This window comes from Caballeronia sp. LjRoot29 (assembly GCF_964252755.1).
Lineage (GTDB): Bacteria > Pseudomonadota > Gammaproteobacteria > Burkholderiales > Burkholderiaceae > Caballeronia.
In genome coordinates this window covers 1-19976 of record NZ_CAXUPU020000055.1, presented here as the reverse complement: position 1 = coordinate 19976, position 19976 = coordinate 1, and the positions used below count along the sequence as shown (strand labels likewise).

Annotated in this window: 13 protein-coding genes and 2 pseudogenes; 11 read left to right on the top strand and 4 right to left on the bottom strand. The window is 58.5% G+C overall.

Annotation, left to right across the window (positions count from 1 at the left end):
* Positions 1-317 precede the first annotated feature (317 nt).
* The gene (locus tag ACSQ83_RS34040) at positions 318-1751 is read left to right on the top strand and encodes a hypothetical protein (RefSeq protein ID WP_436231136.1); all 1434 of its coding nucleotides are present in this window, start codon (positions 318-320) and stop codon (positions 1749-1751) included.
* Positions 1752-3372: 1621 nt separating this feature from the next.
* On the opposite strand, the gene ACSQ83_RS34035 is transcribed toward ACSQ83_RS34040, so the two are convergent.
* Complete coding sequence (locus ACSQ83_RS34035) at positions 3373-3603, bottom strand: hypothetical protein (RefSeq protein WP_436231135.1); 231 nt, start codon at positions 3601-3603, stop codon at positions 3373-3375.
* 733 nt (positions 3604-4336) lie between these two features.
* Here ACSQ83_RS34035 and ACSQ83_RS34030 point away from each other — a divergent pair.
* From ACSQ83_RS34030 to ACSQ83_RS34000, 7 genes are all read left to right on the top strand, one after another.
* Complete coding sequence (locus tag ACSQ83_RS34030) at positions 4337-6982, top strand: autotransporter outer membrane beta-barrel domain-containing protein (protein ID WP_436231134.1); 2646 nt, start codon at positions 4337-4339, stop codon at positions 6980-6982.
* A 164-nt stretch (positions 6983-7146) separates the two neighbouring features.
* Positions 7147-9237, top strand: a complete 2091-nt coding sequence (locus ACSQ83_RS34025; protein ID WP_436231133.1) for a sulfotransferase — start codon at positions 7147-7149, stop codon at positions 9235-9237.
* The gene (locus tag ACSQ83_RS34020) at positions 9234-10406 is read left to right on the top strand and encodes a glycosyl transferase family 8 (RefSeq protein ID WP_436231132.1); all 1173 of its coding nucleotides are present in this window, start codon (positions 9234-9236) and stop codon (positions 10404-10406) included. The genes ACSQ83_RS34025 and ACSQ83_RS34020 overlap by 4 nt, the downstream gene beginning before the upstream one ends.
* Before the next feature lie 13 nt (positions 10407-10419).
* Positions 10420-11301 carry an alpha/beta hydrolase family protein gene (locus ACSQ83_RS34015; RefSeq protein WP_436231142.1) on the top strand — a complete coding sequence of 294 codons (882 nt, stop codon included), beginning with the start codon at positions 10420-10422 and terminating at the stop codon, positions 11299-11301.
* Positions 11294-11851: an adenylyl-sulfate kinase gene (gene cysC, locus ACSQ83_RS34010; protein ID WP_436231131.1), complete on the top strand. Its 558-nt coding sequence runs from the start codon at positions 11294-11296 to the stop codon at positions 11849-11851. The genes ACSQ83_RS34015 and cysC overlap by 8 nt, the downstream gene beginning before the upstream one ends.
* 231 nt (positions 11852-12082) lie before the next feature.
* Positions 12083-12220 carry a hypothetical protein gene (locus tag ACSQ83_RS34005; RefSeq protein WP_436231130.1) on the top strand — a complete coding sequence of 46 codons (138 nt, stop codon included), beginning with the start codon at positions 12083-12085 and terminating at the stop codon, positions 12218-12220.
* Positions 12221-12550: 330 nt separating this feature from the next.
* Entirely contained in the window at positions 12551-13060 is a 510-nt protein-coding gene (locus tag ACSQ83_RS34000; protein ID WP_436231129.1) for a hypothetical protein, read from the top strand.
* Positions 13061-13075: 15 nt separating this feature from the next.
* On the opposite strand, the gene ACSQ83_RS33995 is transcribed toward ACSQ83_RS34000, so the two are convergent.
* Positions 13076-13231, bottom strand: a complete 156-nt coding sequence (locus ACSQ83_RS33995; protein WP_436231128.1) for a hypothetical protein — start codon at positions 13229-13231, stop codon at positions 13076-13078.
* A gap of 81 nt (positions 13232-13312) precedes the next feature.
* Here ACSQ83_RS33995 and ACSQ83_RS33990 point away from each other — a divergent pair, with 81 nt between their 5' ends.
* Positions 13313-13549: a hypothetical protein gene (locus ACSQ83_RS33990; RefSeq protein WP_436231127.1), complete on the top strand. Its 237-nt coding sequence runs from the start codon at positions 13313-13315 to the stop codon at positions 13547-13549.
* 183 nt (positions 13550-13732) lie between these two features.
* On the opposite strand, the pseudogene ACSQ83_RS33985 reads toward ACSQ83_RS33990, so the two are convergent.
* Both ACSQ83_RS33985 and ACSQ83_RS33980 read right to left on the bottom strand, forming a co-directional pair.
* A pseudogene (locus ACSQ83_RS33985) lies at positions 13733-14134 on the bottom strand (calcium-binding protein).
* A 392-nt stretch (positions 14135-14526) separates the two neighbouring features.
* Positions 14527-15651 (bottom strand): glycosyltransferase family 2 protein, encoded by a 1125-nt coding sequence (locus tag ACSQ83_RS33980; protein ID WP_436231141.1) that lies wholly within the window; start codon positions 15649-15651, stop codon positions 14527-14529.
* A 1294-nt stretch (positions 15652-16945) separates the two neighbouring features.
* On the opposite strand from ACSQ83_RS33980, the pseudogene ACSQ83_RS33975 reads away from it, so the two are divergent.
* Both ACSQ83_RS33975 and ACSQ83_RS33970 read left to right on the top strand, forming a co-directional pair.
* Positions 16946-17580: pseudogene (locus ACSQ83_RS33975) on the top strand (sugar transferase); the annotation flags it as partial.
* A gap of 1745 nt (positions 17581-19325) precedes the next feature.
* A partial coding sequence (locus tag ACSQ83_RS33970; protein ID WP_436231126.1) for a hypothetical protein occupies positions 19326-19976 on the top strand: 651 nt, incomplete at its 3' end.

Sequence of the window (19976 nt, the reverse complement as noted above, 5' to 3'; positions counted from 1 at the left end):
TGGAATAATTCGGGGATTTTTCGCTGTTACTACGACCGGAAGCAGCAATGGCTCTGCCCATTTTTTGTAACAGTGCTTTCGATAACGTCCTAAATCGTGCGATTAATTGCGCTGTAACCACGTCTGCTAAGAGCATAAAAATGAAAGCCATTTACGCTTCCTTTCAGCACGATGGTCCACGCCTGTGTTGCTATTTGTTTAGTCACGATGGCTAGGCTTTTTTAGTAAGGGTAGGCGCATTTCTGGTATCTCCTTGGAGGCGGCTCATCCGATGCCGCTAAATTATCAGTATCGACAATTCTGAAAGGAAGCGAAAAGTGGCTATTACTATTACCTCGCCTGCGTCAGGCGCGACAGTTAGCGGAACTATTAACCTCACCGGCACGGACGGGGCTACCGTCACTGCAACCGACGGCTCAACGGTTCTCGGTTCAGTGACCGTGGCGGCCCAATCTTATAGCATTAGCGTCGACACAACGACTTTGGCTAATGGTAGCCAGACTCTCACCGTCAGCGATGGCACTAATACCGCTAGCGTGCCGGTAATCGTAAATAACGTTACAACCGGTTTTGCCGTCACGTCACCTGTCAGTGGCTCAACCGAATCTGCAATGTTCACGATGACCGGTACTGCGGGAACCGAGTGGGTCAACGTAGCTGTTTATGACAGTGCAGGTACCAAGGTCGGCGCGGACGTAACGCCGAGCGGCGGGACGTGGAGTACAACGATCGACATGGGCGCAGTGACGGGTTCGCAGGTGCTCACGGCTACGGCATTCAGCGTACCAGCTGGGCAACCAGGCGGCACTTCAACATCAGTCGATGTGACCTACACCATTTCCGGGTCGCTCCCGTACTACGGCATCAACTGCCATTACAACCAAGGGGGTCTGTACACTAATTCGCTTGCAGATCAGGTGGCACTTATGTCCGCCAATGGCATGACGGTCTGTCGTCAGGACTGCTGGAATACAGCTAATATGCAAGCGTTGGTTAACACAGTGATTCCGGGTATGCCAGGTATTACAGTCCTGCCAGCGATCACCTCTACTCCGACAGGGACCTCCGTACCGAACGCTTATACTCAGGGTTACAATATGGGTGTGTCTGCGGCCAACATCTTTGCGGGATTGGTACCCGTCATCGAGATGGGCAACGAGTTCGATGTAGCTTGTGTTAAAACTCACGTGGATGGCACTATCCCTTCCGACTTTAAGTCAAGCGCACCGCTATACGTTGCGTATCAAGCCGGACTGTGTAATGGTTTTCGCAGCGTTGATACGACTGGAAAAACCAAAGTGATGCTCGGTGGGATAGCCTACATTCACTTCGGCTTCCTCGACATGATCGTGAACAACGTCGAGCCGAACGGTTCGACTATGCCTACTGCAGCTGCGACGTTCGACATGATTGCATGGCACTACTACTACTCCGGCGGCAACATGGAGTCGGTGAACGGTCTAAGCGGCACGTACAACATCTTCACTTCAATTGCCGCGATCAGCACGAAGCCGCTGTATTTCTCGGAATGTGGTTTGGGTCAGGCCTCAAGCTCAACCTCGGCCAGCACGGGTGAAGGTTACATTAATCAGGCTATGCCACAGTTTGTCGCGCAAAGTCAGGTTGTTGGGTTCAACTGGTATGAGATGTACGACTTCACCGATGGTTATGGCCTCTATGACAATAGCGGCGCGGCTTATGGTTGGCAACCGACACTAGCATCTTTCATTGCAGCGAATCCAAAGCCTTGATCTTTTGCAGTTAATTTCAACGACCATCATCGGATATGTGTGCTGGGCGTCTTACAATAACTTATAACATTCAAGCCCGCGTCCCAGCAGGAACCGGGCTTTTTTTTATGCTGATGGGGCTGCTTCACGCCATTTTTCCTTATGCAAATCTTGTTTGCGGCATGCCTGCCGCGCCAAAAGATCGTTTAACCACTGGTCTTATTGAATTACTCCATCGGCGTATCGATTCGCCCCACGAAACGCCAGGAGTTTGCTCAAGGGGATCGCGACGGTTGGCAGGTTTCTAACTACTGCTTGCGGTGCCGGCTTAACATTTTGGGAGTTGGCCGGTCGATAACATCATGGGTTCGCTGTGAGGCTTTGCCTAAAGGGATGTTCCTAGACAGCATCGTCTCATTTTGTTGACGGTTCGATCGGTAATGTCGAATGAATGCTCTTGGCCGAACTGAAAGATTCGCCCGCACTTGTGTTGGTACGCAGACAACGGCAAATCTTCCGTTTGAGGGATCAATGGGAAAGCTCAAAGTAAAATGAACCAAGCACCGCAAAGTTCAAAGTTAGATGAACCGTACGGCCAACGTTGAATAAATAAGTCGGCTGCAAAGCCTTGTGCCGTTGATGTCCGCAGTTCAAGGTCGGATGGATTTTGACAGTTGAAATTCATCCGACATTAACTAAATTTTACGTAACGTTGATCGCCGACAGCCGCTCACGCTCATCTCGGCGATATTTAGAGAAAGATGCCGTTAAAACAGTGCCTTACCGACGGCTCCCTTCAAGAAAATTTCGACAGCACCAATCCTCGGCCAGCCTATCTGTGGTCCAAATAAGGCGAGATCTTGGATGCTGTGAGAAAAGGTAGTGAAAACCCTGATACGGGAAAATAGTGAGAAATGGTGCGTTATCGACGTCTGGACCCGAATTGCGTGCCACCCTGCGGGTATCAGCGCGCGTCGGGTGATCACCATTACTATTCGGAGAATTCAACCTGGGTCTTCGCGAGTGCTCTGCGAAGGGGAATATGATCGGCGGAATCGGGCCACGCGCACGCGGCGCTCCAACGCGCACTTCGATGCAGTGCCCGATCAGGCTTCGAATGTGCCGCTTGCAGACTACCTGCTCGACAGCGCAGCACCCCGCGTCAGGCTGCTGCAACTCGACGTCGATGGAGCGAGCCGTACAAGACGATCAATTTCGCGTGCTCCCGCGGACGCCACTCCGATGTCGAGGCGCGCGTTGATCCGGTGATGTGCGAGAAAGACGAGATTGGAGCGTCCTCACTCAGAACGGCCGGTTTGATGCTCATAAAGCATGCGCGCATGCATAATCCTCGACACCGAATCGACGTCTGGGATTCGGTGACGCGCCGATGGCAATCGCTGTGCCGGCGCAATGCGCACTACATCCTCGGCGACAGCACAGCCACCGCCGAGGTCGCGCCCGCAGAAGGGACCACCGGGCGCCTTGCGGCAACGCGCTCGAGCGATGCCGCATCGAATGCCGGCTTGTCGTACCTGCACGAGGCGCTCGTGTCGGGGATCGGGGATCGGGGATCGGGGATCGGGGATCGGGGATCGGGGATCGGGGATCGGGGATCGGAAATCGGAAAAACACGAGGAAATCATACTTCTGCAGCGCAGCGACGATTGGCCAGTTCAAGGGTCGCTGCCATGGGCCTGCCAAAGCGCGGGCGCAGCGCATTTAGCCATTCGTCCATGGCGCAACCCCGGTGCGCCATGCAGCTCGATTCGCGACGGAGGTCGCCTGCTGCCTCAATGCCGATGTCGTGCTGCATGTCAGCCCAGTCGATACCGACATAGGCCGTGCATGGCCACCCGCGACGAGGTGACATATAGGCCTCGGCAGATAGTAGATTGCGCAAAGGAACATGCGTGCCTATGTCCGCCGAAGGCGATATAGCAAACCGCTGCAACTGCAAACCCTGAGTATTCGTTTGAACGCAAGCGCCCCCGAGGACTCAAAGCGGACCCTAGACATCTCAGTACATGACAAAAAATTCTTCGTAGTACGCGGGAGCATGTCCCGCCTTCGCCGGCAGCTCCCCGGCAGCTGTGACCGGTATCAAGCAACGTCCGACGTCCTAAAGCCGCGGTCGCTGAACCGTACCGCGCGACTTTCTCAGGACCTTGACAATCGGCCCCATCACTATCTCCCAGACACACGGCACAGAGATCGCTCGCAGCCCCACCCACCGTGGCCTTTCGACTAGCTGCTGCGAACGCCGACGCTTGACCCTTAGCAGCCACACACGCCTGCGATCCGCGGATCTGGACGTCATCTGAATCGTTGAGCACTGCTGTGTCGTTATTGCCCACCCTATGTCACAGCGCCAACGATAAAGACTGAAACGTTGAAACCGCAGTCAGCGGATCCACAAGCAGTTCTTATTTACCGACAGAAGCCGACGGAAAGAAAACCGACAGCTAAGTTTCCTACAGTTCGACAAACGCGCGCCGTTATTAAGTACTGGGGATCCGTCCATGAAAGAAGGCTGGTACCGGCAGCTCGCCGCAATTTACGGGCGTCAAGAGTTTAAATAATTACTACACGTATAGGCCAGCGCCGTGAACACTCGCAAACTGAAGCTCAAGACAAAGACGATGACCCTTGCCGTCACCGGCACTCTGGCGTTTATGGCGCAGGCGGCAACGGCCCAGGTGGTCATCAGCACCCCCACCACCGGCCGCTACTCATGGTCCACCGGTGACCTTACTGTTACGTCCACTGGAGCCATTTCCGGGCACGGGACCGGCGTCAATGCCGGCAGTAACGTCGGCACGTTGACCAACAGCGGCATTATCAGCGGTGGCACTAGCGCAGGTATCCACAGCTTCGGCACAATCGGTGCGCTAATCAACAACGGCTCTATCAGTGGTGGCTATAACGCGGCCATCTTTAACCAGGGCACGATTGGCACCCTGACCAACAGCGGCTTGCTCACATCCCACTACGCCGGCATCTTCAATTACACGGGTACCATCACCGTGTTGGACAACACCGTTGGCGGCACCCTCAGCAATGCTACCTATGGCATCAACAACCGCGTCGTGATCGACATGCTGAGCAACAGCGGTCTCATCAGCGCGAGTGGCGATGGCATCAACAGCATCGGCACGATCGGCACGCTGACCAACAGCGGCACCATCACCGCTGCTGGCAACGGTATCTGGAACGCCGGCACGATCGGCACGCTGACCAACAGCGGTCTCATCACAGGCGGTCAATTCGGCATCAACGACGGCGGTGGTGTGATCACTGCTCTGAACAACAGCGGCACCATTTCCAGCGCTAACTATGCAATATACAACGACGTTACAAGCTCGCTTGGCACGATCACTAATTCCGGAGTGATTGCCGGAAACATCGCGAACCTTTCCAGCAACGATCTGAGCATCAGCGGCGGCACGGGCACTATCTTTGGCGCGATGACGGGTTATAGCGGCGGCAACACCATCGGAACCATCACCAACACCAGCTCTAACGTCGCCTTCGTTTCCGGCAACCTGCTGCTAAACGACAACATCAACGTTGGCAGCAATGCGGTGAACAACAACGGGACGGCGGTGCTGCAGGTCAACCAGCCGATCACGATCACGGGCAACTACAACCAGACGGGCGGCACACTGCAGGTTGGCGTAGCGGGAACCGGTACGGGCCAGTATGGCGGACTCGTAGTGACAGGCAACACGACGATGACCTCGGGGGCGGTGAATGTGGTGCCGAACGGATATGCATTGGCCGCCGGACAACGTTTCGTAGTAGTCGACACGGCGGGTACGGCGAATTACGGTTCGGGTCTGACATATTCAGCCGGCACCTTGAGCGCCAGTGGCTCCAACATGATCACCTCTGGTCACACCGATCTGGTTGTGACGCTGAGTGCGCCGACAGCTACACCTACACCTACACCCACACCGACACCGACACCGACACCGACACCGACTCCGACTCCGACTCCGACTCCGACTCCGACTCCAACTCCAACTCCAACTCCAACTCCGACTCCGACTCCAACTCCAACTCCGACTCCGACGCCAACTCCGACGCCAACTCCGACGCCAACTCCGAGCCCAGCGGTGGTCGCGACCGCACCGAATGCAATCGCTTCGGTCAGCGGCCTTCTGAGCTACACCGGCATCAGCAGCCCAGGCTTGCTGAACCTGTACAACGCCGCGCTGGGCTCGCTGAGCCAGCGCTCGGCTGTGACCGCCAACCGTATCGGCAAACAACTGGGCGCGACCCAGACGGGCGGGGCAGCGGCTGCGCCGACGCTCGACGCGCTGAACGTGGTGGCGTCGCACGTCGACTCGCTGCGCCTAGCGCAGACGACGCGCGAAACGGGCGTGGCAACCGGCGAAGGCCCAGCGCAGTGGGGCGTGTGGGGCCAGGCATTCGGCGGCCATGCAAGCCAGGACGAGCGCGACAATGTGGACGGCTATAGCGCCAACTACGCAGGCGTGCTGATCGGTGCGGACCGGGCGATCAATGACCGCTGGCGTGCCGGTGGCGTGTTCAGCTTCAGCAATACGGCGATCAACAACACGGGCGACACCGCCGGCGACACCACCCGCGTGAACAGCTACGGCCTGATCGGTTACGCGAGCTTTGCGGGCAGTCCGTGGTACGTGAACCTCTCGGGCGCAGTGTCCCAGCAGCAATACAACACGACTCGCGTGGTGAACTTGCAGGGTTTCTCGGGCGCGGCTGACGGCCATTACAGCGGTCAGCAGTACGTGGCGAGAGCTGAGGCTGGGTATCCGCTGGCGTTAGGCACCACCACGCTTACGCCGCTGGCGAGCCTCACTTATAGTTACCAAAATCAGGGCAGCTACACGGAGAGCGGAGGCAACGGCGCGGCGCTGTCCGTTGGTTCAACCCATGCCAGCTCGGTGAAGAGCAGCCTTGGGGCGAAGCTGGAGCAGGGCTTCTCGACCAGTTACGGTGTGATCGTGCCGCAACTGCAGGCTCAGTGGATTCATGAGTACGACCACACGAGGCAAACGACCGGAGCAGGCTTCGCGGGGGACGCGACGGGGCAGACGGCGTTCACGACGGTTGGCGCGACGCCGGTGCAGGATCTCGCGGACATCTCGCTCGGCGTGACGCTGCTGCGCGCGAATAACCTGACTCTGTCGGTACGCTACGAGCTGCAGGCAGCACCGGGGTTTATCTCGCAGACGGGGACTTTGCGGCTGCGCCAGTTGTTCTGATCCATTGAAGCTTGCTTTGCTGGAGAAAGCCCACCGGGCTGTCTGCACTCGTGTGTCCCCGAAGGATCATGCGTGCGGACGGCCCGGTAATAGATGACGTATATGTTTCCTGCGCGTAGTAGCATTCAGGATCTTGGCCTTTCAGCTGTTTGCAGCCCTCTCCCATGTCGACCCCACCCAGCAACCAGGAAACCCTGAGCATTCCCGAGGCGCTTAGCCGAGCTCATGCTCACTGGGAGGCCGGTCAGTCCGATCAAGCCGAACAGTTCTGCCAACGCGTGCTGGCGGTGTGGCCCGGTCAAGCCGATGCACTGCACCTGCTCGGCCTCATGGCACATGCGTACGGCAACCTGGACCTCTCTATTTCCCACTTGCGCCAGGCGTGCATGGCGCCGCGCGCGCCGGCCGTCTATTCGAGCAACCTTGCTGAAATGTTTCGCCAGAAGGGCCTGCTCGCCGAGGGCGAGGAAGCGGCCCGGCGGGCCGTGGCAATGGACCCGGCCCTGGTGTCCTGCTGGAACAATTTAGGCATCCTGCTGCAGGAGGCCGGCAAATTCGCGGAAAGTCTCGAGTGCCTGGAACGCGTGATCGCACTACAGCCCGACTGGGCTGAGGCGCACAACAATCTCGCGAATACGTCGCGGCGTCTCGGACGCATGGACCGCGCCGAACAACATTACCGCCAGGCGCTGGAACTGAATCCCGCCTATGCCGAGGCGCATAGCAATCTTGCATTCCTGCTCTCCACGCAGGGCCGCTATGACGAGGCGGCTGTCGCTGCGCAGCGTGCCATCGAACTCGGCCCGCGCCTGGTTGACGCCTATCTGAATCTGGTGGAGGTGGAAACCTCCCGGCATCGTCATGACGCGGCGTTGCGCACGCTCGACATGCTTGGCGCTTTTGCCCCCCAGCATCCAGCCACACTGGTGGCACGCGCGAAGGTGCTCAAACAGATCGAGCGCGTCGACGAGGCACTCGCCTTCGCCCGCCAGGCCGTGGCGATTGCGCCGAAGAGCGCGGAAGCACACAACACGCTCGGGGTCGTGCTCCAGGCCCTCGGGCAGACCGACGAGGCCCTCGATCAGTTCGAACAGGCTGCCCTGCTGCCCGGCGCGGTGACCGAGGACGCGCTGGTCGGACGCGCCACGCTGCTGATGGAGGCGGGTCGCAAGGACGAGGCACTGATCGCCTTCGAGCGGGCGCTGGAAGCCTTTCCCGGCTCGGTGCAGGCGCTGGTCGGCCGCGTCGATTCTCGTACCTTCACGCCTGCAGACCCCGATATCGCAGCGCTCGAAGCGTGCCTCGCCGAAGGCGAACGCCGCTCGCTGACTGACCGGACGTCGGCGCATTTCGCGCTCGGCAAGGCCTACCTCGACATCCAGAGCCCTGCGCGGGCTTTCCACCACCTCGACGCGGGCAACCGCCAGAAGCGCGCGACCTTCACCTACGACGGTGCCGCGAGCGGACGATGGATGGAACGCATCGCCGAAGTCTTCACGCCTGAGCTGCATGCCCGATTGCATGGCGCGGGCCAACCATCGGCGCTGCCGGTGTTCATCGTCGGCATGCCGCGCTCGGGCACCACGCTGATCGAGCAGATCGTGTCGTCGCACCCGCAGGTCACGGGAGCCGGTGAGCTATCGGCCATGCGCCTTGTGGTCGAGGGCAGCAGCCTGTTCCCGGACCGGGTGCCGGGAATGGCGGTCGAAGACTTCACCCGCCTCGGACAGGAATACCTGACGCGAGTCACGCCGCTTGCCCAAGGGCTGGCGCGCCTTGTCGACAAGATGCCGGGCAATTTCCTGTATGCGGGGCTGATCCCCCTGATCCTGCCGGGTGCACGCATTATCCACGCCCGGCGCGACCCGGTAGATACCTGCCTGTCCTGCTATACCAAGCTCTTTGGCGGCGAGCAGCAGTTCACCTACAACCAGAGCGAACTGGGCGAGTTCTACCGCCACTACGAACGCCTGATGGTGCATTGGCGCGAGGTGTTGGCGCCCGGATGCTTTATCGAGGTCGATTACGAGGCCGTAGTGGACGACCTCGAGGGCGAGGCACGGCGTCTCGTGAACTTCCTGGGACTTCCCTGGCACGACGCCTGCCTGAATTTCCACGACAATCGGCGGGTGGTTCGCACGGCGAGCGTCAACCAGGTGCGCCAGCCGATCTACAAGACCTCCAAAGGCCGCTGGCAGACTTACGCAGGCTATCTCGGGCCGCTGCTCGCGGCACTCGGGATCGACGCGCCATGACGCGCGGCATCGGGCCCGATGTCCCAGCCATTGAGCGCGCGGCTCGTCCAATGCTTGCGGCCGGCCGTTTCGAGGAAGCCGAAGCGATGCTGCATCCCTATCTCGCCTCGGGCAGCGGGCCGCTCGCGCTGTGGAAGCTGCTGGCGGCGTCGATTCGTCCGCAGGGACGCATCGCGCAGACACGGGCCATCCAGGAGATGCTGGTGGCCCACGCACCGGGCGATTTTGCGACGCGTTTCGATCTCTCGGAAACGCTGCTGCTGATGGGCGAGTTCGAGCGTGGCTGGCGGGAATATCACTACCGGTACAGCCTCTCGCATACAACTGTCATAGAGCGTAAGGTACAGCGCCCCCGCTGGATGGGTCAGCCGATTCCGGGCAAGACCCTGCTGATTCACGACGAGCAGGGCTTTGGCGACACCTTCCAGTTCATGCGCATGGTGCCGTGGGCCAGGCAGCGAAGCGGCGCGCGCGTGATCCTTGAGGTCAACGCCCAAACGCTGTCGCTCGCCCAGCGTAACAAGGGTAGCAAGGATTTCGACGAGATTGTGGTGCGCGGCAGCCTGCCACCCGCGTTCGATTTGCACTGCGAAATGATGAGCCTGCCGATGGCGATGGGTCTGAAGCTGGTCGACCTCCCCGGACGGGTGCCGTATCTGAGCGCCGAGCCACAGCGACTGCAGAAATGGCGGCAGCGTCTCGCCGGGTTGCCGCGTCCACTGGTCGCGCTGGTGTGGGCGGGGCGCCCTACTCACTTCAACGACGCAAACCGCTCGCTGACGCTGGCACAACTCGCACCGCTGGCAATGCCTGGCGTAACGTTCCTGTCGATCCAGAAGGGACCCGCCGAAACCGAGGCCGCCAATCCGCCACAGGGTATGTCGCTCATATCGCTGAGCGACGAGATCTACGATTTCGAGGATACGGCCGCCATCCTAAGCATCGTTGACTTGCTGATCTCGGTGGATTCGTCGCCGGTTCATCTCGCCGGTGCGCTAGGACGTCCAACCTGGGTCATGCTGCCATTCGTGCCGGACTGGCGCTGGCTGCTGGAGCGCACCGACACACCCTGGTATCCGGGCATGCGCCTGTTTCGCCAGTCGTCCCGCGGAGACTGGGGCCGCGTGGTGGCCGCCATGGCGGCGGAACTTGACCGCATCGCGGCGTGAGGCGGGCATGCGCATGCTGAGGCCGGTATCGACGAGGCGAGCGGGGTTCATTATCGCGGTGCTGGGCACGCTATCGATTAGCGGGATGACCGGGTGCACGACGCTGGACCGCAGTGGCCACGCGGACTCGCTGGCCAGACCGGCAGGCCTGAAGCGAGAGCTGATCAACACCGACAGCTTCGTGCTGACCGCCTTCTCGCGGATCTCCCGGCCCGGCGCACCACTGGACCTCTATATCGAAGGTGACGGCCTTGCGTGGATTTCACGCAGCGAGCCGTCGCTGGACCCGACGCCGCGCGAGGCGTCGGGTCTCGCGCTTGCGGCGACGGACCCTGCTGCTAACGTCGTCTATCTCGCGCGCCCGTGCCAGTTCACACCGATGGCGATGAATCCGCGCTGCGGCATCCCTTACTGGACCGGCAAACGCTTTGCACCCGAGGTAGTGGTATCAATGAACAAAGCGGTGAGCCAGTTCGCCGCGCGGGTGCCGGGGCAGCGTATCAACCTCGTGGGTTATTCGGGCGGTGGCGCGTTGGTCGTGCTGATTGCGGCACGCCGTGCCGATGTCGCGTCGATCCGCACGGTAGCGGGTAATCTCGACGATGAGTTCGTCAATCGCCTGCATCAGGTTACGTCTATGCCGCAATCGGAAAACGCGATTGATTTCGCGAGCCGAGTCGCAGCGATTCCCCAGATTCACTTCAGTGGCGCCAACGACACCGTGGTGCCACCATCCGTCGCGCAGCGTTTTGTCAATGCGGCGGGCGTGCGATGCGCGCGCGCATTGACGATCCCCGATCTCGCCCACAACAGCGACTGGAGCAGCCGCTGGCCGGGGCTACAGGCAATCGTGCCAGCATGCTCGCCCACAAACGTCAGGACAGTAGATGAATGACTTTCCTTGTACTTTATGGTTGACAGGCCTGAGCGCAGCAGGCAAGACCACCCTCGGGGTCGCGCTGGCTGATGCGCTCGCGGCGAGGGGCGTGGCATGCGAGGTGCTTGACGGCGACATCGTGCGACAGAAACTCAGCCGTGGTCTCGGGCTTTCCCGGCGAGACCGTAGCGAGAACATCCGTCGCGTGGCGCAGTCGTGCCAGCAGTTGAACGATACCGGCATCGTCGCGATTGCCGCTCTGATCTCCCCCTATCGTGCTGATCGTGCGATGGCTCGGCGCACAATTGGAAAGAAGCGGTTCATCGAGGTATATCTGGCAACGCCCCTTCGGATATGCGAAGCACGCGACCCTAAGGGCCTCTACAAGCGGGCACGCGCTGGTGAAATCGCGAACTTTACCGGCATTGGCGACGCTTACGAAGCGCCACGGAACCCGGAGCTATCGTTCGATACAAGCTGGCAGCCGCTGAGCGACTGCGTGGCCGCGACACTGCGCATCCTTGAGATGCGCGACGTGCCTGCACGGGGCCGTGATTGGCTGAGGTGAAGCTCTCGGCCATCGGCTTTCGTGCACTGACTGGCGGCCGCCTCTAGTTGTCCTACGTGTTGGTGCAGATGCCTTGACGAGATAGCGAGGGGCGGTAACGCGGTGCCGTTTCGCGGGTGATGCCAAGTGCATTGAGCATCTGACAAAATATCCAGAAAAATACTTAAAAGCGGAGGCAGCTTGCGGACGGTCGAATACCGCTTTTCCGCTATTTGATGCATCGATGCGCCAGTGCAGGAAGTTTGGGTTGCAATTCAGGATTCGGCGCGCTGGCCCGAGTGGTGGAAAAACGTCGAGCGCGTGGGCCAGCTAGAGGCGGGCTCCGATCAGGGCGTGGGTGTTGTACAACGCTATACGTGGAAGGGCTGATTGCCCCATCGCCTCGTGTTCGATATGCGGGTGACGTGCGTCGGCCCGCTGGTCGCGCTGGAGGGGGAAGCCAGTGGCGACATCGTAGACGCCGGCCGGCGGAGCCTTTTGACCGACGGACGCAACGTTACGGTGGTCCGCTATGACTGGTGCGTGCATACGAACCGCGCATGGAAGAATGCATTGGCGCCGTCGTTGCGACCGGTTTTCCAATAGAACCACGATGCAGTGATGCGCGCCTTCCCCTGCAGGAGCAGGAGTTGCATCTGAAGGATGAAGTCTCCGTGCTCAAGGGCGAAAAAAAAGCGCCCGAAGTTCAAACCGAGCCGCATGCATCAAGAGGCTGACAAAGCCTGCGCACCCGATCGGCAGCAGCAAACGAAGCCCTCCAGACGACGTGGTAAGCCCAGCAGGAGCAAGACCGCCCAACTGAAGATCGACTGCGAAGAGATTATCGAGCCGGCCGAGCGGATCCCCCGAAACTCCCGATTCAAAGGGTATCGAGACTTCGTGGTGTGGGACCTGGTGATCGACTCTCGCAACACGCGCTATCGGCTGGCACGCGGGCAAACACCAGACGGTCAGACCTTGACCGGGCAGCTTCCCCGGGCAATCGCCGGCAGCCACTTTGGCGCGACGCTGGTCAGCTATGTGCTGTACCAGCAACACAATTTTCACGTGACGCAGCCGCTGTTGCGCGTGCAACTGCGCGAATGGGGCATCGAGATCTCGTCCGGGATGCTCAACGCGCTGCTGCAAGAGGGCAAAGAGCACTTTCACGCAGAAAGACGGGCCATTGTCGACTGGGCTCGCGATCTCAGCGTATGTGACGGTCGATGACACGGGCACCCGCCATCAGGCAACAATGGTTACGTCACCCACATCGGTGACGAACATTTCGCCTGGTTCAAAAGCACGTGCTCGAAAAGCCGCATCAATTTCCTCGAGCGGCTCAGCGCAGGACATGGATACCAGATCAATGACGCCGGACAGTTCAATGTCTTGATTCACGGCTTATGTTGGGTACACGCGGAGCGCCTGGGTCGCAAGCTGCTGCCGTTGAATGATTAACACGGCAAGGATATTGCACGCGTGCGCAGTGACGTTTGGTCGCTGTACGCGGAGCTCAAGGACTACAAGCGGCATCTCACCCTCAAACGCAAGCGCGAACCGCAAAAGCGCTTTGACGCGGTCTTCTCGCAGAAGACCCGCTACGCGACACTCAACCCTTTGCTCAGGCGGATTCGACTGAACAAGTCCGAGTTGCTGCTGGTGCTGGAGCGCCGCTGCACACCAACGTCAATGAGCGCGATATTCGCGATCACGTGAAAAGCAGAAGAACAGTGGCGGTACGCGCAGCGAACTCGGTCGGCAATGTCGCGACACCTTCTCCAGCCTGAAAAAGACCTGCGGTAAGCTGGGCATCTCATTCTGGAACTACCTGGGCCGATCACGTTTCACACAGCGATCACATCCCACCATTGCCGCACTTGCTTGAACAACGCCTCGTTCCTACTGATTGAACATACCCGTCTGCGCGTTTCGGAGGTCAAAACGCGTAGCCTTGATCATGCCAGTAGTGCCAGTCGGCAACTGCCACTCGTGTCGGCTGATCGGGTCTCATCGGGACGAGTTGAGCCAAGGGCACCACTAGATCACGTTGGTTGCACCGAACCCACACAAAAATGCCGACCCGCTACAGGTCTTCATGAACTAGCCCGGTGACCGAAGCAGTTTCACCAGGCCGCAGCGGTGAAGCAGCCATGGCTTGATGAGAGCTTCGAATGGAAACGTGAGCTGCTCTGTGAGATAGTAGCACCACGCCATCGCCCGCTCTTCTTCGTTGTAGGCATCGACCACGATCTCCATTGCGATCCGATGTTCGCGCTCTCTGTTGATTCTGGGTTTGGGCATGAAGGTCTAAACCTGAATAGGTCAGGTTATACGTCGACAATACGCTGCAGTCGCGCCATCGTATCGCCCCTGTCTCCGAACAGAGGGGATGTCACCGTTCGCCCCAGGTTATTGAGAAGTTGCTTGTTGCCGAACCAGGCATGAAACGTTGGGAATTTAAAGGTCTCTTGGAGCCGATAGCCTTGCCGGCACGCGAAGCCGAATAAATACCCTGGGACAGCTCTATGCGTAGACGCACGTCGAGCGTTTCTGCGGGCGTGTTCCGGATAGATCCCCTCGCGCCGCACCCCGGATCCCAGACGCACGGGGATTCCGGACGAATGAGGCGAGGACGCCAGCTCGATGTCCGGTTTGGCTATGCACGTCAATTCGCCGGTATCAATCCACTTGCATCAGGCAGGAATCGCAGGCCGCTCGCGATGATAGCGGTCCAGATCCCGACGACGCAGAACCTTTTTCGCGAAGCTTTTCGCAAAGTGCAGAGAGCGGTCTGTACGAACATTAAGTGTGAATCGACCGAGTGACTCTGTGCTCGATGCATGTCGATCAGCAGAGGCGGCCTGGATCTTTTCGTAATCGGCGGCCATTTGCCTGATCGTCACTAATCCATCGCTGAATGAGGCCCGGTCGACGCGAGCACAGATGTGGCACGCCCGGCTAAACAGGTTGCGGAAAATGGTCAGCCAGAATTCTTTTTGCTCACCGTCCGTGATCTTTTCAAGGACTTCCCGGCCGGTGACCTGCAAGTCGAGCACGTCCTGCACCGGCGAACCCTGTGTAATGCTGCCGAACCGGCGACGATAGCCAATTAACGGGCGAGCAATCTTGTACACGGAATCGGCGCTTAGATAAACCGATGGCACCACCGCGATATCCTCATAATGCCGGCCGAGAGGAAATGGAGCTGGCCCGAACAAACTGCTTCGATAGACTCGAGCCCACACGAATGTGTGGAAGCCCTCCGCGAAATGCATCCGCGTAGAGTGATCGACCGGACTGCCACCGACGGCCGCTTGCGGGACCACTTCGATCGTGTCGAGGTTCTGGCTGTGGTTGTCGATAATGGACACGTTGTATTCGAGCATGTCCCATGTGCCTTCAGTTAACAACGGCACAATGCTGGCCGAAAAATCCGGCAAGAAGATATCGTCGCCATCCAGAAATCCTACATAGGGCGTCCGCACTGCTGCGATGCCTGCGTTGCGCGCGCCGCTAAGTCCGCGATTACTCTGGCGGATCAACCGGATATGGCCCGCAGGATCACGGTCCATCACCCTTTTGACGACATCAAATGTAGAGTCACTCGACCCATCGTCGATCACGACAATTTCAATGTCGTCGATGTAAGGCTGTGAAAGCACCGAGTCAAGCGCCTCTTCAATGTATCCGTCCACGTTGTATGCCGGAATCACAACGGTGAGAAGTGGAGTACGTATTCGATTTTGTGCGGGTGTCATGGCGATCCAGTAAGTGAGTAGAGCAGCGGTGGCTGCGACGCCAAAGCGAACGGCTTTCACCAGCAACGCTTGTGCCCTCTCTTGCGTGGCACGTCAGCAGAGCCGAACGATACCTTAAAAATTACTCTTCAATATCGACCTTATTACAAACTCCCTCCGTTATTTCTCCGTTGCTGATATTGAGGAGCTATCCTTATCTTTATGGATCGGCACTTTTCTTTCACGCTTTTCGGCGAGCAGATGCACCTGAGCGCTGCAAGAGATCCGACAGTCATGCGCATGGATTCAGTAGGCATTCGCTAAAAGCGAGATTGGCGTCGGGCGCCTCTAGCAACATGGGTAAAAAAACCGCATGCCTTTGTATATACCCAGCGTGCAGACGCGTTCCATTTCAATTCGCGAGTCTGGCCTCTTCGAAAAGCGACCGGAACATCGACCACGGATACGGTCTTGCGTCTTTATTTTTTGGCGGCTTGCGAGGTGCATCTCCCCCGTTAGTTTCCTATAGAACGTCGGCTCTGTGGTGTCGCATTACGCCCAACTCCGGTGCCCTTTGCTCTATGGCGGGCCAGCTTACGACTGAAGCCAACGACGAGACATATTCCGATGTAACAACGTCACTATCTTCCCATGCGGGAATCAAACACTCCGCGCGTTCGACCACACTGCGATCTGATCGGCCCATCCCTGCGAAAAATTTAACGCTTCGAGTTCAGCAGTGCGATAGCAATGAGTGGACCTCCAATGAGTAAACCTCTTTAGCGAGATCAAAGCTCCCGCACCGATCCGGGAATGTCTCGCGTTCACTGGATCAGGTCAGCGTCAGCCGCGCGACAGCGTTCATTCAATTCTCGCCATATTTGATTGGTTCCGCACGACCGAGTTATTAGACGATATTCAGATTTTGAGTGCGTGCAGCTTAGACCGGCTTTTAACCACTCTCGAATGTGGTCCTCGCGTTAACCAGAATGTCACAAAGTAGTCTTCTTGGTCATCAGTCGCGAGGAATGATCGGCGCTCTCACATTTCCGTGTGGCAACGCACGTCCTTGGTTTTTCTTTCGAAGGTATAAACATAGCCATGGACTCACCAATGACAGACGCAAATTAAAGTGCAGATGGAGAAACACGCCATGTCGAGACAACTTATGCCGGCCTGTATTTCGGCGGCCCACAGTCATGAATTGTCCGTGTCTCGCGGATAAAGCTCGCCCGACTCAACAACCTGCCTGGACGCCGCTTCACCGGACGCATCTCTCGATGTGTCAGCTAACCAAGGGCCTCAATCTGAAGAATCAATCGCTGGCGGCAGTTGAAGAATCAATCGCTGGCGGCACGGGTTTGCCGCTTACGGCAGGAATGCCGTCAAGCGGACCATCGATATTGTTGGCTCGTCTTCCTTGCTGATTGCGATGTCTCCCATGCTTCTAATCATGGGTGCCATTGTGATGAGCGACGGATGCCGTCCTGTATTCGGTCATGTTCGGAGAGGCCGCAATGGCCGAAGATTCCGGTGCCTGAAATTCCGCTCCATGGTCACCGGCGCGGACGTAGTCCTCAAGCAGCTCTTGTCAACCCATCCGAGAGCGCGCGAGCAATGGGAACGGGATTTCAAGCTCAAGAACGATATCCGGATTACACCGATCGGCCGGTTACTACGCCGCACAAGTCTCGACGAACTTCCTCAACTCTGGAACGTGCATCGCGGAGACATGAGCATTGTTGGTCCGTGACCTATCGTTGATGAGGAGCTGAAGAGATATGGCCCGACGTGCACTATCATCTGGCGACCAAACCGAGCATGACAGGCTTATGGCAAGTCAGTGGAAGAAACGATGTCGACTATGCGACGAGGGTTTCGCTCGATGTTTCGTATGCCAAGAAATGTAAAAACCGTGTTTCCAAGTACACGGTGTTGATCGCTACGACCCAACAAATCCTGCAATGCAAGCTCCGTAGACCTGACGCAATGACCCTTTCTCAAAGCTAGAGCCGAGATTGGGTGGTATCGAAGCCTTGTCGAGAATCCCGCTTCTTAGCCGGGAATTAAACTTTCGGGAATTAACCTCGTTAGACAATGCCGTACGTCTATTATCGCGCGGTGCTTATACGTGGCACGGGATTTCGGCCTAGTATTTGTGCTTTGCCGAATAGATCGAAGAACTTGCTATCGATTGAGAGCGCAACCGTCCATGATAGTTATCTGATGCAGATTTTAAGGTGGCTGACTAGCGATCTAACCCTGCTACAAAAACGGCGTTGCATCTGAGCGGAATTGCGGACACTCGCAGTGACAAACGATCACCAATGCTTCATCGTCGATAGCAGTTGCGGGAAACGCGACCCAGGTGGTCGTCCACCGTGCTCGAGCCGCTTGGCCACATGACCGCTTTTAGCCATCTTCGTAGTGACACACTTCGCATTGCGCATATCGCCCGATGCCTGTTTGGTCGCGCTACTCGCGGATCATGTAGTCCTAAAGGAAGCGGCGGTGGAAGGTCGCAAAAGCGAGGTTAAAATTTACGCGAACCCAAATCCAAAGGTGTCGCGCAATCTTCGATTGATGGTATCGGCACCTCCCGGATACGAGCCTTTTCTGCAAGTTATCAGGACGCGATCGCTGGGCAGATTGCGAAATATCCCGTCAGTCTCACACAGTCACTAGCGCTCTGAACCCGCAACACGCTGTGCATAGATGCGCTTCTCATGCACTGCGGCTCACTGCTTGTAGTGGTCAATACTGACAGCGAATCGTTGTTAGCCATGCAGTCGAATCGAGCGAGTTCGCTTGCTTGATATCGATTGGTTAGCGGGGCATCGTCGAGACTCCGTTACCTTACAAAGCTGACAGGAACAGGCCTCCGGGCCAAATAACATTACTCGGTCAGAGCGCTGCGCGAGGCATCGCATTCGTTTTGTGAGGCCTTGCGCACCATCCTGGCACAACACCCTCCAGTCGCGTGGCACAGCGCACAGAACGCCTTTCTCGTCCTGTCATCCTTAGCGCACATCGTCCTTCCAACGTGGGAGCGCGATACAGATACGCGTTTCATACTGGAGATAATATGAGTACTACTTATAAATCAAATCTGAGAACCGCTCTCAAGATGAGCTGTATTGTTCTTGCGAGCGCTTTACCAGGACTGGTGAGTGCGCAGGCCGGAACTATTCCTCTTGCGGGAGCGCCCATTTCCCCCTGCTACGCGACGATATCGGGCGATTGCGGACCCGTTGGTGTTGCCCGCACGCCGAAAGCACCCTCTACCGTCGCAAAAGTTGCTGCGTTGAACAATACCAGCGCCAACGAAAACTACGGCTACGATTCAAGCGGGACCTCGAGCGTCGGTACGCGTTTGCTCATTTCCGCAAATGGAGGCGGGTCTTCTGGCAGCACGTCGAGTGGTAGTGGCGCGGGCAAAGGTGCAGGAAGCAGCTCTGGCTCTACAGGTGGCAGTTCGAGTGGCGGCGCCACCGGCGCGGCCGGAGGAAGCACGGGCACCGGCGGCGGAGGCGGCAACTCAAACGGTGGCAGCGTAGGGTCGGGCGGTAGCAGCGGAAACGGCAACTCAGGCGGAAGCACGGGTGGAAGCACGGGTGGAAGCACGGGTGGAAGCTCGGGTGGTAGCTCGGGTGGTAGCTCGGGTGGTAGCTCGGGTGGTAGCTCGGGTGGTAGCTCGGGTGGTAGCACGGGTGGTAGCACGGGTGGTAGCACAGGTGGAGACTCCGGTCACGGGCATGGCAACGGCCATGGCGATGGCAACGGTCACGGTGATGGCAACGGCCACGGTGATGGCAACGGCCACGGTGATGGCAACGGCCATGGCGATGGCAACGGCCATGGCGATGGCAACGGTCACGGCGATGGCAACGGTCACGGCGATGGCAACGGCCATGGCGATGGCAACGGCCACGGTGATGGCAACGGCCATGGCGATGGCAACGGCCATGGCGATGGCAACGGTCACGGCGATGGCAACGGCCATGGCGATGGCAACGGCCATGGCGATGGCAACGGCCATGGCGATGGCAACGGCCACGGTGATGGCAACGGCCATGGTGATGGCAACGGCCATGGCGATGGCAACGGTCACGGCGATGGCAACGGCCATGGCGATGGCGATGGCAACGGCCACGGCGATGGCAACGGCCATGGCGATGGCAACGGCCACGGTGATGGCAACGGCCACGGCAACGGAACCGGTCATGGCGATGGCAACGGCCATGGCGATGGCAACGGCCATGGCGATGGCAACGGCCATGGCCATGGCGATGGCAACGGCCATGGCGATGGCAACGGCCACGGCGATGGCAACGGTCACGGCGATGGCAACGGCCACGGTGATGGCAACGGCCACGGTGATGGCAACGGCCACGGTGATGGCAACG

Bases quoted from the DNA above. Each gene is read 5' to 3' on its own strand.
- ACSQ83_RS34035 (WP_436231135.1), bottom strand. From the start codon at position 3,603: ATGTCACCTCGTCGCGGGTGGCCATGCACGGCCTATGTCGGTATCGAC.
- ACSQ83_RS34025 (WP_436231133.1), top strand. From the start codon at position 7,147: ATGTCGACCCCACCCAGCAACCAGGAAACCCTGAGCATTCCCGAGGCG.
- ACSQ83_RS34020 (WP_436231132.1), top strand. From the start codon at position 9,234: ATGACGCGCGGCATCGGGCCCGATGTCCCAGCCATTGAGCGCGCGGCT.
- ACSQ83_RS34015 (WP_436231142.1), top strand. From the start codon at position 10,420: ATGCTGAGGCCGGTATCGACGAGGCGAGCGGGGTTCATTATCGCGGTG.
- cysC (WP_436231131.1), top strand. From the start codon at position 11,294: ATGAATGACTTTCCTTGTACTTTATGGTTGACAGGCCTGAGCGCAGCA.
- ACSQ83_RS34000 (WP_436231129.1), top strand. From the start codon at position 12,551: ATGCATCAAGAGGCTGACAAAGCCTGCGCACCCGATCGGCAGCAGCAA.